This is a genomic window from Arthrobacter sp. Br18, from assembly GCF_000520555.1.
GTDB lineage: Bacteria > Actinomycetota > Actinomycetes > Actinomycetales > Micrococcaceae > Arthrobacter_D.
This window is the reverse complement of sequence record NZ_KI914877.1, coordinates 20,181-35,206: the sequence shown is the minus strand read 5'-3', so window position 1 is coordinate 35,206 and position 15,026 is coordinate 20,181. Positions and strand designations below refer to the sequence as shown.

At 65.8% G+C, this 15,026-nt stretch carries 15 protein-coding genes; 13 read left to right on the top strand and 2 right to left on the bottom strand.

Annotation, left to right across the window (positions count from 1 at the left end):
• Positions 1-1,000 (bottom strand): enoyl-CoA hydratase/isomerase family protein (locus Y704_RS21125; RefSeq protein ID WP_035772705.1); only part of this gene is annotated, 1,000 nt, incomplete at its 3' end.
• A 277-nt stretch (positions 1,001-1,277) separates the two neighbouring features.
• Positions 1,278-1,781 carry a MarR family winged helix-turn-helix transcriptional regulator gene (locus tag Y704_RS0112705; RefSeq protein WP_026550393.1) on the bottom strand — a complete coding sequence of 168 codons (504 nt, stop codon included), beginning with the start codon at positions 1,779-1,781 and terminating at the stop codon, positions 1,278-1,280.
• Between the two features lie 243 nt (positions 1,782-2,024).
• Between Y704_RS0112705 and Y704_RS0112700 the strand changes: the two genes are divergently transcribed.
• The 13 genes from Y704_RS0112700 (at position 2,025) to tatC (ending at position 14,994) form a co-directional block, all read left to right on the top strand.
• On the top strand, positions 2,025-3,191 hold the full coding sequence (locus Y704_RS0112700) for an acyl-CoA dehydrogenase family protein (protein WP_026550392.1): 1,167 nt from the start codon (positions 2,025-2,027) through the stop codon (positions 3,189-3,191).
• 252 nt (positions 3,192-3,443) lie between these two features.
• Positions 3,444-5,129 carry a proteasome ATPase gene (gene arc, locus Y704_RS0112695; RefSeq protein ID WP_253904333.1) on the top strand — a complete coding sequence of 562 codons (1,686 nt, stop codon included), beginning with the start codon at positions 3,444-3,446 and terminating at the stop codon, positions 5,127-5,129.
• A 59-nt stretch (positions 5,130-5,188) separates the two neighbouring features.
• Entirely contained in the window at positions 5,189-6,754 is a 1,566-nt protein-coding gene (dop, locus tag Y704_RS0112690; protein ID WP_081747642.1) for a depupylase/deamidase Dop, read from the top strand.
• 36 nt (positions 6,755-6,790) lie between these two features.
• Positions 6,791-6,994, top strand: a complete 204-nt coding sequence (locus tag Y704_RS0112685) for a ubiquitin-like protein Pup (protein WP_026550389.1) — start codon at positions 6,791-6,793, stop codon at positions 6,992-6,994.
• Positions 6,995-6,998: 4 nt separating this feature from the next.
• Positions 6,999-7,829, top strand: coding sequence for a proteasome subunit beta (gene prcB / locus Y704_RS0112680; RefSeq protein ID WP_026550388.1), 831 nt, complete (start codon positions 6,999-7,001; stop codon positions 7,827-7,829).
• 2 nt (positions 7,830-7,831) lie between these two features.
• Positions 7,832-8,557, top strand: coding sequence for a proteasome subunit alpha (prcA, locus tag Y704_RS0112675; protein ID WP_026550387.1), 726 nt, complete (start codon positions 7,832-7,834; stop codon positions 8,555-8,557).
• On the top strand, positions 8,557-9,918 hold the full coding sequence (gene pafA / locus Y704_RS0112670) for a Pup--protein ligase (protein ID WP_026550386.1): 1,362 nt from the start codon (positions 8,557-8,559) through the stop codon (positions 9,916-9,918). The genes prcA and pafA overlap by 1 nt, the downstream gene beginning before the upstream one ends.
• 117 nt (positions 9,919-10,035) lie before the next feature.
• A complete protein-coding gene (locus tag Y704_RS0112665) occupies positions 10,036-10,983 on the top strand; it encodes an FKBP-type peptidyl-prolyl cis-trans isomerase (RefSeq protein ID WP_026550385.1) in 948 nt (315 codons plus the stop codon).
• 62 nt (positions 10,984-11,045) lie between these two features.
• Positions 11,046-11,441 carry an FKBP-type peptidyl-prolyl cis-trans isomerase gene (locus tag Y704_RS0112660; RefSeq protein WP_026550384.1) on the top strand — a complete coding sequence of 132 codons (396 nt, stop codon included), beginning with the start codon at positions 11,046-11,048 and terminating at the stop codon, positions 11,439-11,441.
• Positions 11,442-11,453: 12 nt separating this feature from the next.
• On the top strand, positions 11,454-13,442 hold the full coding sequence (locus tag Y704_RS21120) for a helix-turn-helix transcriptional regulator (RefSeq protein WP_051477019.1): 1,989 nt from the start codon (positions 11,454-11,456) through the stop codon (positions 13,440-13,442).
• 14 nt (positions 13,443-13,456) lie between these two features.
• Positions 13,457-13,807 carry a hypothetical protein gene (locus tag Y704_RS0112650; RefSeq protein WP_026550383.1) on the top strand — a complete coding sequence of 117 codons (351 nt, stop codon included), beginning with the start codon at positions 13,457-13,459 and terminating at the stop codon, positions 13,805-13,807.
• Positions 13,808-13,846: 39 nt separating this feature from the next.
• On the top strand, positions 13,847-14,161 hold the full coding sequence (tatA, locus tag Y704_RS21115) for a Sec-independent protein translocase subunit TatA (RefSeq protein ID WP_051477018.1): 315 nt from the start codon (positions 13,847-13,849) through the stop codon (positions 14,159-14,161).
• A gap of 5 nt (positions 14,162-14,166) precedes the next feature.
• Positions 14,167-14,994, top strand: coding sequence for a twin-arginine translocase subunit TatC (gene tatC / locus Y704_RS0112640; protein ID WP_035772700.1), 828 nt, complete (start codon positions 14,167-14,169; stop codon positions 14,992-14,994).
• Positions 14,995-15,026: the final 32 nt, after the last annotated feature.

The window sequence follows — 15,026 nt, the reverse complement described above, 5'->3', positions numbered from 1 at the left end:
CCGCCAGCCCGGCGGGCTGCCACTGCGGGTGACGGTCCTTGTCCACGACCTGGGCGCGGATGCCTTCCCGGAAATCGGGTCCGGCGAGGAACCGCAGCCCCACCCGGTACTCCTGTTCCAGCGCCTCCTCGAGGCTGAGCCCGCTGACCCGGCGCAGGGATTCCAGCGCTACTTTCACGGCGGTCGGCGATTTGGCGTCGATCGTGTCGGCCGCCTTGGCGGCCTCTCCTCCGGTATCCCCGCCCCAGGCCCGCAGCCGACGCACGATCTCTTCCGCATCGTCGCTCGAATAGCAGGCGTCAAGCCATTCCCGCTGCGCCGCGAGAGCGGAGGGCGGGGCCTCCTCGGCGAAGCGTTCGACGGCGGCGTTCACGTTCTCGCTCTCCAGCGCCCCGGCGAGCTCCTCGAGCCTCGCGGACGGAACGAAGTGGTCCGCGAAGCCGAGGAACAGGGCGTCGGCGCCGCTCAGGTGCGCGCCCGTCAGAGCCGCATGGGTGCCGGCCTCCCCTGGTGAGCGGGAGAGCAGCAGTGTTCCCCCGACGTCGGGGACGAACCCGATGGTGGTCTCCGGCATGCCCATCCGGGTGCGTTCGGTGACGATCCTGACCGAGCCGTGCGCGGAGATGCCCACTCCGCCGCCCAGGACCAGACCGTCCATGAAAGCCACATACGGCTTGGGGTAACCCGAGACCGTAGAGTTCAACCGGTATTCCTCGGCCCAGAATTCGGCCGTAGCGGTGCCGCCGTCGAGCATGTCCCGGTAGATGGCCACGATGTCCCCGCCGGCACACAACCCCCGATGACCGGCGCCGCGGATCAGCGCGGTCGCCACGGCGTCATCGTCCGCCCAAAGGGCCAGCTGCTCCAGCATGGCCGAGGCCATGCCTGCGGTCAGCGCATTGACGGCCTGGGGCCGGTTCAGCGTGACCACGCCCAGCCGGCCGCGCCGATCGAACAGCACCTCGGCCGCCGGGCTCTCCTCCACGTGCCTCCCCGTCATGAGCTACCCTCCGACATCACGAGACCGGCACCGGTCTGCGGAACTTGGGCCTGGATCTCGCCGGTACACGGACCATAGACGGCGCTGAAGCGCCCTGAGGTCCCTTCGACGTGCCGGCCCTCACGGTGACGGGATTGCTTGCAAACCATGCTGGAGTGCTCCTTTGCACCGTGGAATGTCCGGAATGACAACCGGGCCCGTAGGGCCCGGAACACCTTCTGACCCGAATGTACTCGGACTTCCTACTAAGTTCCAGCAGGCGCTGTTGACCCGAATCCTAGGCGAAGTCGCCGGCATCGCGGCGGAAGGAGCCCAGAACCCGAATCAGCTGGTCGACCTCCTGCTCCGTGAAGCCGGACTGCGCGAAGACCTCGACGTTGAGTGCCGCTGTCGCCCGTCCGGCCAGCGCACGCCCCTCCGGGGTGAGCTCGATCAGGGTTGTGCGCCCGTCCGTGGGATGCGTCGAGCGGATCACCAGTCCCACGCCCTGCAACCGGTCGACGGCATTCGTCACCGAGGTGGGGTGCACCTGCAGGAGAGCACTCGCCTTGTTCATCGGCAGTGCGCCGCCATGGGCGAAGCTCAGCAGGGCGAGGAGTTCGTACCGCGCAAACGTCACCCCGAACGGTTTCAGGACCCCGTCGATCCGGGCCAGCAGGATCTGCTGGGTGCGCATGATGGCGGTGATGGCGGCCATCGGTGCGGCGACCTCGGACCAGCCGTGCCGTTCCCAGTTCAGCCGGGCGTCGGCGATGGGATCACGCGGTAGCGGCGTTGCCACAGCACACCCGGCCTGTCGTCCTGAATCTCATAGCGATCAGCCTAACTTTTCCATCGTGGAATATAGTAGGACATCCAAGGATTTGGAAGAGCCGACCCGGTACATGATCGGATCATCACGAAGGGAAACTCGCCCGTGCAGCCTGAAGGACGTGCCGGCGGACAGCGCTTCGCAGAGGCGGGAACCGAACGGAAGCCGGAGACGACACCAGGGACTACACCGGGTCCGGCGGGTGGGGCAGGCATGGCGGCCCCACCCTTTCCGGACGCCGATCTGATGTACATCGTCGATCTGCTCTCTTCGGAGGAAAAGTGCCGCTACCACCGAATTCGTGAGTTCCTTCAGACGGAAATCCGTGCGGCCTCGATCGGGTACTGGAACCGTGAGGAGTTTCCGTTCGGGCTCCTTGCCGAGCTCGGCAGGTACGGCCTCGGAGGCCTGCAGACGGACGGGACCTCCAAGCTGTTCAAGGGCCTCATGTACGTCGAGGTGGCGCGCGCCGATGTGTCCCTCTCGGCCCTCGTGGGGATCCACAACGAGCTGATCGTCGGCATGATCGATGCGCTCGGCTCGGAGGAGCAGAAGTCCCGGTGGCTGCCCGGGCTTACCGCCCTGACGCAGATCGGAGCCTTCGCCCTCACCGAGCCGGACCACGGTTCGGACATTGCGGGCGGTCTGGCCACCACCGCACGGCTGGAGCATGGCGAGTGGGTGATCAACGGCGCGAAGCGCTGGATCGGCGCCGGAACCATTGCAGACCTCGCCCTCGTCTGGGCGCGCGATGTCGCCGATCAACAGGTCAAAGGCTTCATCGTCGAGACGGACCGCCCCGGCTACACCGCCACGAAGATCGCCAACAAGATCGGGCTGCGGATCATGCAGAACGCGGACATCGTGCTTGACGAGGTTCGCATCCCCGGAACCAGCCTGCTTCCCGGAGCCACGGACTTCTCCAAGGCCAACGAGCTGTTGCGCGACTCGCGCGCCTGGGTTGGTTGGCAGGCCGCCGGCATCCAGCTGGCCGCGTTCGACGTCGCACGTTCCTATGCTCTCGAGCGAAAGCAGTTCGGCAAGGAACTGGCCCGTTTCCAGCTCATCGCCCAGCAGCTGGCCGAAATTCTGGGCAACGCTTCCGCCTCGCTGTCGCTGATGGCGCAGCTGGCCCGTGTCCAGGAGGGAGGCAACCTCGAGATGGTCCAGGCAGCGATGGCCAAGTCCACCACCACCCGGTTGGCCCGCCACTCGGTGGCGATGGGCCGGTCACTGATGGGCGGCAACGGGATTACTAGCGACTACGAGATGGGCAAGCTCTTCGGCGATGCCGAGGTCCTGTACACCTACGAGGGCAGCTACGAGATCAATTCCCTCATCGTGGCCCGGGCCGTCACCGGCAAATCCGCCTTTGCCTAGCAGGTGAGGCGGAAGCAGGTTCACCACCGTGCTGATCCTTGCTGCTCGACGGCGCCGGGACGCCGACCCACGCCGGCAGGCAACCCACTTCCGGAGTTCTTTCAAGCGTAGTACCGCGCGTCTGCGCTATGGTCGAAACACAGCCCAGTACCGAACCAGAGGTGGCGATACGCGATGGCGGAATCCAAAGACAATGTTTCCCCTGCCGAGGGAATTCCGCAGGAGTCCTCGGTGCACGGCGGCGACCATGCCATGACCCAGCGCCAGCTCAACATCCTCCGCGATAAACTGCGCCACATCGACCGCCAACTCGCATCGGCCACCTCGAACAATTCCCGTCTGGTGGCGGCGCTGGAAGCGGCACGCACCGAGATCGTGCGGCTGAAGGCGGCCCTGGAGAAGGAAGGCGCCGCGCCCTTCAGTTTCGCCACGATCATCCAGGTCAATGCGAAACAGGCAGCCGAGCCGGGGACCACCACGCAGGCAACCGTGCAGGAGACCGCCGACATCCTGCAGTCGGGACGGAAGCTCCGGGTCACGGTGAGCCCACTGATCAGTACGCGGCAGTTGGCCCCGGGGCAGGAGGTGCTGCTGAATGAGTCGCTCACCATCGTCGCCGCCCTCGGGTACGAGCGGGCCGGCGAACTGGTCACCGTCAAGGAGCTGCTGGGTTCCGACCGTGCGCTCGTGGTGGGTCGGATGGATGACGAACGCCTGGTGCGCCTGAACGGCCCCCTCCTGAAAGAACGGATCCGGGTCGGGGACGCACTTGCCGTCGACACGAAGTCGGGCTTCGCCCTGGAGAAGGTGCCACGCAGCGAGGTGGAGAACCTCGTCCTCGAGGAGGTCCCGGACATCGCCTACGAGGATATCGGGGGCCTGGGCCCGCAGATCGAGCAGATCCGCGACGCCGTCGAGCTACCGTTCCTCCACCCCGACCTGTACCGCGAGCACGGCCTGAAGCCACCCAAGGGCATCCTGCTGTACGGCCCTCCCGGCTGCGGAAAGACTCTCATCGCCAAGGCCGTGGCCAACTCGCTCGCCGCACGTGCGGCCGAGCGCTCGGGATCCGAGCAGGTCCGCAGCTACTTCCTCAACATCAAGGGCCCGGAACTGCTCGACAAGTACGTGGGGGAGACCGAACGGCATATCCGGCTGATCTTCGCCCGGGCCCGGGAAAAGGCGTCGGACGGCAGTCCGGTGGTGGTGTTCTTCGACGAGATGGAGTCGCTGTTCCGTACGCGCGGGACCGGCGTCTCCTCCGATGTCGAAACCACCATCGTTCCGCAGCTCCTCAGCGAGATCGACGGTGTCGAAAAGCTCGAGAATGTCATCGTGATCGGCGCATCGAACCGTGAGGACATGATCGACCCTGCCATCCTGCGCCCCGGCAGGCTCGACGTGAAGATCAAGATCCAACGCCCCGACGCCGAAGGGGCAGCTGAGATCTTCGCGAAGTACATCACTGCAGCCCTGCCGCTCCACGCCGACGATCTTTCCGAGCACGACGGCGACGCACGGGTCACCGTCGAGGAAATGATCCGGCGCACGGTCGAGAAGATGTACTCGACCGACAAATCCAATGAGTACCTCGAGGTCACCTATGCGAACGGTGACACCGAGATGCTCTACTTCAAGGACTTCAATTCCGGTGCCGTCATCCAGAACGTGGTGGACCGGGCGAAGAAATACGCCATCAAGGACCTGCTGCTCGAGGGCAGCAGGGGGCTGCGGATCGAGCATCTCATGCGTGCGGTGGTGGACGAGTTCCGTGAGCACGAAGATATGCCGAACACCACAAATCCCGACGACTGGGCGCGGATCTCAGGAAAGAAGGGAGAACGCATCACCTACATCCGCACCATCGTGCAGGGCAAGGCGGGCCAGGAGCCAGGCAAGTCCCTTGAGACGACGGCGAACACCGGCCAGTATCTGTGAGCGCCGGTGCACCCGGATCGTCTCCCCAACTGGCATCCGGGGTGACCGTGCACCGGGTCATGGGCACCGAAACGGAGTACGGGATCATCGCGCCCGGGCTGCCCTCGGCCAATCCCACCCTGTTGTCCTCGCAGGTGGTCAACGCCTATGCCGCAACACTGAGGGAAGGTCTCGGCAACCTCGCCGGGACGCGGTGGGACTACACGGACGAGGCTCCCCTCGCGGATGCACGGGGGTGGCGGCTCGACCGGGCCGCGGCGCACCCCAGCCAGCTCACCGACGAGGCGCCCGTGCTGAGTGCCCAGGAAATAGCACGTGAACGCGGCGAACCCGCGGACGCCGCCGTCCTGATGAACCTTGTCCTCAACAACGGTGCCCGGCTCTACGTCGACCACGCGCATCCCGAGTATTCCTCCCCCGAGGTCACCAACCCGCACGACGCCGTGCTCTGGGACAGGGCCGGCGACCACGTTGCGCTCACCGCCATGCAGCGGATTGCCTCCACCCCGGGTTTCTCCCCGGTCCACCTGTACAAGAACAACACCGACAACAAGAGCGTGTCCTATGGCTCCCACGAGAACTACCTCGTGCCGAGGAGAGTGCCGTTCGGCCAGCTTGCGGCGTCGCTCATCCCTTTTTTCGTCTCGCGGCAGGTGCTGTGCGGATCCGGACGGGTAGGAATAGGGGCGGCGAACCAGGCACCGGGCTTCCAGATCAGCCAGCGGGCCGACTTCTTCGAAAACGAGATCGGCCTCGAGACCACGGTGCGCCGGCCCATCATCAATACGCGCGATGAACCGCACGCAGTAGCCGAGAAGTACCGCAGGCTCCATGTCATCATCGGGGACGCGAATCTCAGCGAAGTGTCCAACTACCTGAAGCTGGGCACGACGTCGCTGGTGCTCTCCCTCATCGAACACGGTCTGGCTCCGCTTCCCGAACTCGCCGATCCGGTGCGTGCCCTCCAGTCGATCAGCCACGACCCCAGCCTCCGGACAACAGTGGAGCTGGCGGACGGCCGCAGGGTCACGGGCCTCGATCTGCAGACCATCTACTTTTCCGCCGCCGCTCGGGCCTGCACCGCCGACGCCGACCCCCAGACCGCCGATGTGCTGCGGAGATGGGAAGGGCTGATCGGGATTCTGGAGAACGATCCGATGGCGGCTGCCGGGCAGATCGACTGGGTGGCAAAGCTCAAGGTGCTGCAGGCATACCGCGACCGTGATTCTCTCGAATGGAATGATGCGCGGCTGGGACTGATCGACCTGCAGTATGCGGACCTGCGGCCGGACAGGGGGATCTACCACCGGCTTGCCCGTCGCGGGGAGGTGGAACTGCTCGTCGCCCAAGCCGACGTGGAGCGGGCGGCCGTCGAGCCGCCCCGGGATACCCGGGCGTTCTTCCGCGGCAAATGCATCTCCACGTTCCCGGCCCAGGTGGTGGGCGCAAGCTGGGACTCCATCATCTTCGAACTTCCCTCCCAGGAGAGGCTCCAGAGGATCCAGACGAGGGAGCCGCTGCGGGGAACCGCAGCGCTGACCGAGCAGCTCTTCGAACAGGCGGCTGACGCCGAGGATTTCCTCGCCCGATTGATGAGCGGCCCGGAACCACCCATGGCACCATAGGGAACAGCACAATCACTCCGGCAAAGGACACCCATCATGGCCACACAGGACCACAAAAGTACCGCAGCACGGACAGAGGACCAGGACGACGCCCAGCCGGAGCCGCTCCCTGCTCCCACGGGTGCCCAGGAAAGCGCCAAGACCGAGGGTGTGGATGATCTGCTGGACGAGATCGACGGAGTGCTGGAGTCCAATGCGGAGGAATTCGTCCGGGGCTTCGTGCAGAAGGGCGGCCAGTAAACGGATGATTCCGGAAGATGCAGCAGCACTGGTCTCCCGCGCCGCCTCGACGTCGTTCGCGGAGTATCTGGGGCGCGACCATCCCGGGCTGCTTCCCTCCAACCGGAGTACCGGCACGCTGGCGCCCGTTCACGGCACGGCCGCCGGACTTGCCCCGCACGCCACCACGATCGTCTCCATGACCTTCTCCGGCGGCGTGCTGATGGCGGGGGACCGGCGTGCGACCATGGGCAACATCATCGCCAGCCGGCATATCGAGAAGGTGTTCCCCGGAGACCTCTTCTCGGTGCTGGGCATCGCCGGAAGCGCAGGCATCGGCCTCGACCTGACCCGGCTGTTCCAGGTGGAACTGGAACACTACGAGAAGATCGAGGGCACGAGGATGAGCCTCGACGGCAAGGCGAACCGGCTGGCCTCCATGGTGCGGCAGAACCTGCCCATGGCGCTGCAGGGCCTCGCCGTCGTGCCCCTCCTCGCCGGTTTCGACACCGAGCGCCGGGAGGGAAGACTTTTCTCCTTCGACGTGACGGGCGGCAGGTACGAGGAGCAGGAACACCACAGCGTCGGGTCGGGCTCGGTGTTCGCCAGGGGCGCCCTGAAGAAGCTGTGGAAGCCCAACCTGGATGAGGCGAGGGCCATCCAGGTCGCCGTCGAGTCACTGTATGACGCGGCCGATGACGATTCCGCGACCGGCGGGCCCGACGTCGTCCGCCAGCTCTGGCCCGTCATCTATACAGTCAACAGCGCCGGAGCACGCAGGGTGGCCGAGCGCGAACTCGAAGCGGCGGCGCTGGGAATCATCGAGCGCCGGTCGGTTGCAGGAAGGGAAGCGTAGCCATGACGCAGCAGTTCTACGTCTCGCCCGAGCAGCTGATGAAGGACCGGGCGGATTTCGCCCGGAAGGGAATCGGCAGGGGACGCTCCGTCGTGGTCATGGCGTGCCGCGACGGGATAGCGCTGGTCGCCGAGAACCCGTCGCCGTCACTGCACAAACTCGGCGAGATCTACGACCGCATCGCTTTCGCCGCCGTGGGAAAGTACAACGAGTTCGAGAGCCTGCGCCAGGCGGGGGTGCGCTACGCCGATGTGCGGGGCTACTCCTACGCCCGTGAGGACGTCACCGCCCGGGGACTCGCCAGTGTGTACGCCCAGAGCCTCGGGGCGGTCTTCACCGCAGAGAGCAAACCCTTCGAGGTGGAACTCGTGGTCGCCGAAGTGGGTGAGACACCTGCCGGGGACCACCTGTACCGCCTCACCTTCGACGGGTCGATAGCCGACGAGACCGGCATGGTGGTCATCGGCGGCGCCGCCGATTCAGTGGTCGGGGCCCTGCGGGGCCGGTGGACGAAGGACCTCGCCTTCCCCGAGGCGATCCGGGCGGCCGTCGTGTCCCTCCAGAACGACGGCGCCGCAGGCCAGCCGGCGCACCCGCTCACTTCGGCGGTGCTCGAGGTGGCGGTGCTCGACCGGGAACCCGGGACAACGCGCGGAAGCCGCCGCGCTTTTCGCCGGATCTCCGCCACCGAGGTCGATGCCATGCTTGCCGAGGGCGGGCGGGCCTGATGGATCGGCGGATCTTCGGCATCGAAACGGAATTCGGCATTTCCTACTCCGGACCGAACTCACGCCCGCTGTCCCCCGAGGAAGTGGCCCGCTACCTGTTCCGGAAGGTGGTCAGCTGGGGCCGTTCCTCGAACGTCTTCCTGACCAACGGTTCCCGGTTGTACCTCGACGTCGGCTCTCACCCGGAGTACGCGACGGCGGAGTGCGACGACCTGGCCCAGCTGATCACCCACGACCGCGCCGGAGAGCTGATCCTGGAGGATCTGGTGGCGGAAGCCCAGCACAAGCTCGCGCAGGAAGGCTACAACGGCAGCATCTACCTCTTCAAGAACAACACCGACTCCGCCGGCAACTCGTACGGGAGCCACGAGAACTACCTGATCCCGCGGAAGCTGGAATTCGCCAGGCTGGCGGACATCCTCATCCCGTTCCTGGTCACACGGCAACTGCTGGTCGGTGCTGGAAAGGTCCTGAAGACCCAGACCGGGTCGATCTACGCGTTCTCCCAGCGTGCCGATCACCTGTGGGAGGGCATCTCCTCCGCCACCACGCGGTCCCGTCCCATCATCAACACACGGGACGAGCCGCATGCCGACGCCGAGCACTACCGCCGCCTCCACGTGATCGCCGGGGATTCCAACATGTCCGAAACCACCACGCTGCTCAAGGTGGGGTCGGTGGATCTGATCCTGCGCATGGTCGAAGCCGGCGTGATCATGAGGGACTTCCGCCTCGAGAACCCCATCCGTAACATCCGTGAGATTTCGCACGACCTCACCGGTTCGCAGCTGCTGAAGCTCGCCAACGGGCGGCAGGTCACGGCACTCGACATGCAGCGCGAGTACCTCGACCGGGTGCGGAAGTTCGTCGCCGACCAGGGCGCCCACCACGCGAATGTGCCCCGGATCCTCGACCTGTGGGAACGCACCCTTGATGCCGTCGAATCCCAGGACACGTCAGCCATCGACACGGAGATCGACTGGGCGATCAAGAAGAAGCTACTGGACCGTTATCTGGGCCGTGCAGGACTCGGGCTGGATTCGGGGCGTGCCGCCCAGCTCGACCTGACCTATCACGATATCTCCCGCTCGCGGGGGCTGTTCTTCCTCCTGCAGGCTCGGGGTGAGACAGCCCGGGTGGTGGATGACACAGCAGTGAAGGAGGCCGTCGACCTTCCTCCCCAGACCACGAGGGCGCGCCTCCGCGGAGAGTTCGTCCGACGCGCGAAGGAAGCCAATCGTGATTACACCGTCGACTGGGTCCACCTGAAGCTGAATGACCGTGCCCAGCAGACAATTCTCTGCAAGGATCCCTTCGCGGCCGTCGACGAACGCGTCGATGCCCTCCTGCGCCAGCTGTGAAGAGACAGTGAATTATCCTGCGGTGGGAAAGTGACAGGATCCAGCCGTTAGGCTTGATGGGGCCGGAGCACCTGCCGCCCCGTCTGGACGACCGAAACCATCTGTGAAAGAAGTTCTGTGCGAAAAGTACTAGCAACCCTCCTTTTGTTGCTCCTGGCACTCACCGCCTGCGGCGAAGCGACCACGGGCCGGACCGCCGGTGACTCCGGAATCCTCGACTCGGTCGAAGTCAGTGGAGGCAGCGATGACGAAGCGCCGACCGTCGAGTTCGACACCCCGCTCGATGTCACGGGACCCGCTGTGAAAACCGTGGTCGAGGGCGACGGAGCCGAAATCGAGGCGAACCAGCAGATCACGTTCCGGGCGGTCTTCCTCAACACCGAAGATGGTGCCAGCGTCGGTGACACCTACTCGGAGGGTGAGCCCCAGGCACTTCCTGTCGACGATTCGCTCAAGGAGCAGGACGCCGAGCTGTACGAGGTCCTGATCGGCACGAAGGTCGGTGCCCAGATCGCGTACACGAGGCCCATGGAGGCCGTCGAGGGACAGCCCCAGTCGGCCCCGCAGCAGTTGCTCGTGTTGAAGGTTCTCTCCGCCGAGGATCCCCCTCCCGCGCCCCCGGAACCTGAAGTACTCGCTCCCGAGGACGTGCAGAAGCTGGAGGATGAAGGCCAGCTGGCCACGTTCACCTTCGGTGAGGACGGCGCGCCGCAGGTCAACGTGCCGGACCGTGAACCGTCCGAAGACCTCGTGGTGAAGGTCCTCGAAGAGGGCGCCGGCGAAGTGGTGACCGAGGCCGACACCATCACGGCCAACTACAGCGGTTGGCGATGGGAGGACGGCGAGAACTTCGATTCGAGCTATTCCCGCGGCGAACCCGCCGACTTCCCGCTGAACGGCGTCATTCAGGGCTGGACGGAGGGTCTGTCCGGCCAGAAGGTCGGATCGAAGGTCATGCTGGAGATCCCGGCCCTCTGGGCCTACGGCGACCCGGCCCCGCAGGGAGCTCCTGCCGGCGCCCTAGTGTTCTATGTGGAAATTGTCGCCAAGGCGGCCGCCCAGTAGCCTGCCGTCCGCCCGACGAGCGGCGTACCAACGACATCATCGACGACACACCAAGGAGCACCATGTCATTCGGACAGCGGCAATTCGACCGCCAGAAGCCTGAAGTTGATTTTCCGGAACACCCGGCGCCCACCGAGCTTATGATCGAGGACCTTGTCAACGGCGACGGCCAGGAGGTGAAGGCAGGGAACACCGTCTCAGCCCACTATGTGGGCGTCGCCTTCTCGACGGGTGAGGAGTTCGACGCCTCCTGGAACCGCGGAGCACCGCTCGACTTCCGCGTGGGTGTGGGGCAGGTGATCCAGGGCTGGGACGAAGGACTGCTGGGCATGAAGGTCGGCGGACGCCGCCGGCTGGAAATACCCTCCCACCTCGCCTACGGACCCAGCGGCGCTGGCTCCGCGATCGCCCCGAACGAATCACTGATCTTCGTGGTGGACCTCCTGGCAGTTCGATAGCCCCAGCCGCCCGTGTCAGCGAAGCGTACCGAACGGCTCCTCACCCTGGTGATCCTGCTGCTCTCGAGCAGGCGGGGATTCACCAAGGAGGAATTGTTCGAGGAGATCGAGCTCTACGGTGAAGCGTCGACCGACGCTGCGCGGGAGAAGTTGTTCGACCGGGACAAGGCGATGCTGCGCGAGCAGGGCATCCCGCTCGAGGCCTTCAGCGAAGACCCGTTGTTCGACAACGACAACACCGTCCAGAGGTATCGGATCAACGCCGAGGATTACCGGCTGGCCGGCGTGAACTTCAGTCCCGAGGAGTATGCCGCCCTCAGTTTGGCGGCCAGTCTGTGGGACCAGGGATCGCTGGATTCCGCCGCGTCCCGTGCAGTGCGCAAACTCAGCACGAGGAGGGGCAGCGCCGACGTGCTGTCCCGCCTTCCCGTCCAGCCGCGCATTCCGACCAGCGATCCCCATTGGGACGAGGTGTGGCGTGCCATGTCCAAACGGAAACTGCTGCGGTTCACCTACCGGGCCGCAAGTACGGGCTGCGAAGAGGAACGGACGCTCGAGCCGTGGGGGATGGGGGCTCGATTCGGTCACTGGTACGTGGTCGGATACGACACCGCCCGCCGGGCTGAACGGTTCTTCCGGTTGTCCCGCATCACCTCTGCCCCGCGCATCCTCGATGCCGGCTTCGTGGTTCCGGACTCCTTCGACATGAACCGCGCACTCGCTTCGCTTCGACGAAGCGAGCCGGACCATACGGCAAGGATCGCGGTCCGCCCGGGGTCCTGCAACGCGCTCCGGGTGCGGAAGGGCAGCACTGTCGTCTCCGCGGGGGAGGAGTGGGACCAGCTCGAGGTGAGGTACTCCAGCGCCCAGGCGCTGGCCCCGGAGATAGCCGTCTTCGGGCCGAATGCGCGGGTGGCGCGGCCCGCCGAACTCGCCGCCGAAGTGGACACACTACTTCGGGGGGCGCTCGAGGCACTGCGCAGCGCGCCCACCGAGGTTCCGCTCTCCTCCGCGCCGGTTCCCTTTCCCCGCCGCCAGTCGTCGGCCCAGGATCATCTCCTGCGCCTCCTCGATCTGGTGCCTTACCTGCTCTCGCACCCGGGCGCGGGACTGGCGCCTACGGCCCGCCGCTTCGACGTGACCACCGACCAGTTGACCCGGGACCTCGACCTGCTCTTCGTCAGCGGCCCGCGCCACTATCCGGACGGGCTGATCGACGTCAACGTCGAGGATGGCCGGATCTACCTCACGAACGCGCAGAATCTTGCGGAGCCGGTGAAGCTGAGCATGGACGAGGCGTGTGCGCTGATCGTCGGCCTCCAGTCACTGCGCAATCTCACCGGAATGAGGTCCACCGAGGCGCTGGTGAGCGCCTCGGCCAAGCTCGCGGCGGCCGCCGGAGATGCCGCACGGGTCGGTAGCTCGGTGGCCACAAAGCTCACGGAAGAGGATATCGATCCGGCGCTCGAGGCTCTACAGGCCGCCCTGGCCGCCGGGGTCCGGGTGGAAATGTCCTATCTGGTCCCGGCGCGTGACGAAATTTCCCAGCGGCTCCTGGAGCCGGTCCGCGTGTTCTCGCACCAGGACGTGTGGTATCTGGAGGCGTGGTGCGTGCATTCGGAGGGCCTGCGGAACTTCCGCCTCGACCGGATCCAGGACGTGCGGCCCATCCAGGCACCGGCCGAGCACCGCCACCCTGCACCAGCGGCGGGAAGTGCTGCATCCCGCTCCATTCCGGAGGTCTACAGGCCGTCGCCGCACGACACCCTCGTCACCCTGGTGCTCCAGCCGCCCGCCCGCTGGTTGGCCGATCAGTACGGCGCGGTGCGGCGCGGCGAACTGCCCGACGGCGCGCTTGCCGCCGAGGTGCGCCTTGGTTCGGTTTCCTGGCTGCCCGGTCTGGTGGCGAGAATGGGTGGCAGCGCCGTCGTCATCCAGCCTCGTGAGGTGCGTGCGAGCGCGCTGCGCTGGGTGGAGGACGCCCTGGCGGTCCGGACGTGACCTAGACTGGGCGTATGCCTTGGTGGTCATGGATCGTAATCTGGGTTGCCCTGCTGGCACTCACCGCACTGTTTTTCCTCTTTCTGGGATTCCGTGTCTTCCGCGGCGCCGTGTCAACACTGGGTGAATTCGAGGCGGCGACGGACCGGCTCCAGCTGAACAGTGGGCAAACGCCGGGCAGCGTCGACGAGGGAACTGGCAGCGCCGGTTCCTTTGCGCCAGCCGTGTTTTCCACACGGGACGAGGTTAAAGCGGCCAATGCGCTCCAGAGGACGGAACGTATCGCCCGGCGGCGGAGCGCGCGCGTCCGGCTCCGGTCGGAACGCCGGCAACCGCAGCTCCTGCGCGATATGCCGCATCTGTGACCTAAACTTGGGTGGGGATCAACGAGAGGAACCAAGATCATGAGGCTCGAAGGCTGGCACATCGTCATCATCATCGCCCTGGCAGTCCTGCTGTTCGGCGCACCGAAGCTTCCGGGCCTGGCCCGCAGCGTCGGACAGTCACTGCGGATTTTCAAGTCCGAAGTGAAGCAGATGAAGGACGAGAACACGTCCGACGACGGCGCTGAGCCGACCGTCGAGGGCAGGGACGTCAATCACACGCCTCCCGCCGGAACGTCCGCGGGCTCGCCGTCCGACCTGCCGCGTGACCCGTCCGGAGGAACCGGTTCCTCGGTACCGCCGCACCACGGCAACTCCTCGACGCATCCCCAGTAGTACCCATGGCTTCTCCGAAGGGCCGGAAGGCCAACCCTGAAGGGCGGATGGCCCTCAAGGAGCATTTGAAGGAAGCCCGCAGCCGGCTGTTCAAATCCGCGATCGCGATCGTGGCGTGCACCGTCATCGGGTTCCTGATCTACGAGCCGGTCCTTGAAGCGCTGTCGGCTCCGGTGGTCGCCATCAACGAGCGCGAGGGCCGCAGTGCCGCGCTCAACTTCGACACCGCAGGATCTCCCTTCGACCTGATGATCCAGATCTCGGTCTTCCTCGGGCTGATCCTTTCCAGCCCTGTCTGGCTGTACCAGCTGTGGGCGTTCATCACCCCTGGCTTGAAAACCAAGGAACGCCGCATCTCGCTGTCCTTCATCGGGGTGGCCGTTCCGCTGTTCCTCGCCGGGATCTACCTGGCCTGGCTGATCCTGCCCAACGCCGTGCGTGTCCTGACGGACTTCACTCCCAGCGGGTTCTCCAACATCATCACCGTGTCGGTGTTCATCACCTTCGTGCTCCGCCTGATGCTCGCCTTCGGCATCGCCTTCCTCCTGCCCGTGGTGCTGTTCGGACTCAACCTGGTGGGGCTGGTGTCCGGACGCCAGATCCTCAAGGCCTGGCGGATCACCGTTTTCCTGGTCTGCCTGTTCGCTGCCATGGCCGCACCAGGCGCAGACGCGATGAGCATGTTCTACCTGGCGGTCCCCATGCTCTTCCTGTTTTTCGTGGCGATCGGCCTGTGCCTTCTCAATGACAAGCGCCGGGCCCGGCGCACCGCGATCCGCGAGGCCGAGGTGGCAGCGAACGCGGACCGGGCGTCCTCTCTCGACGGGCTCTGAGCACCGGACCAAACCCGTGTGCCGGGGGAATG

Bases quoted from the DNA above. Each gene is read 5' to 3' on its own strand.
- arc (WP_253904333.1), top strand. From the start codon at position 3,444: ATGACCCAGCGCCAGCTCAACATCCTCCGCGATAAACTGCGCCACATC.
- prcB (WP_026550388.1), top strand. From the start codon at position 6,999: ATGATTCCGGAAGATGCAGCAGCACTGGTCTCCCGCGCCGCCTCGACG.
- pafA (WP_026550386.1), top strand. From the start codon at position 8,557: ATGGATCGGCGGATCTTCGGCATCGAAACGGAATTCGGCATTTCCTAC.
- Y704_RS0112700 (WP_026550392.1), top strand. From the start codon at position 2,025: ATGGCGGCCCCACCCTTTCCGGACGCCGATCTGATGTACATCGTCGAT.
- tatA (WP_051477018.1), top strand. From the start codon at position 13,847: ATGAGGCTCGAAGGCTGGCACATCGTCATCATCATCGCCCTGGCAGTC.
- Y704_RS0112685 (WP_026550389.1), top strand. From the start codon at position 6,791: ATGGCCACACAGGACCACAAAAGTACCGCAGCACGGACAGAGGACCAG.
- dop (WP_081747642.1), top strand. From the start codon at position 5,189: ATGGGCACCGAAACGGAGTACGGGATCATCGCGCCCGGGCTGCCCTCG.
- Y704_RS0112650 (WP_026550383.1), top strand. From the start codon at position 13,457: ATGCCTTGGTGGTCATGGATCGTAATCTGGGTTGCCCTGCTGGCACTC.
- prcA (WP_026550387.1), top strand. From the start codon at position 7,832: ATGACGCAGCAGTTCTACGTCTCGCCCGAGCAGCTGATGAAGGACCGG.
- tatC (WP_035772700.1), top strand. From the start codon at position 14,167: ATGGCTTCTCCGAAGGGCCGGAAGGCCAACCCTGAAGGGCGGATGGCC.
- Y704_RS0112660 (WP_026550384.1), top strand. From the start codon at position 11,046: ATGTCATTCGGACAGCGGCAATTCGACCGCCAGAAGCCTGAAGTTGAT.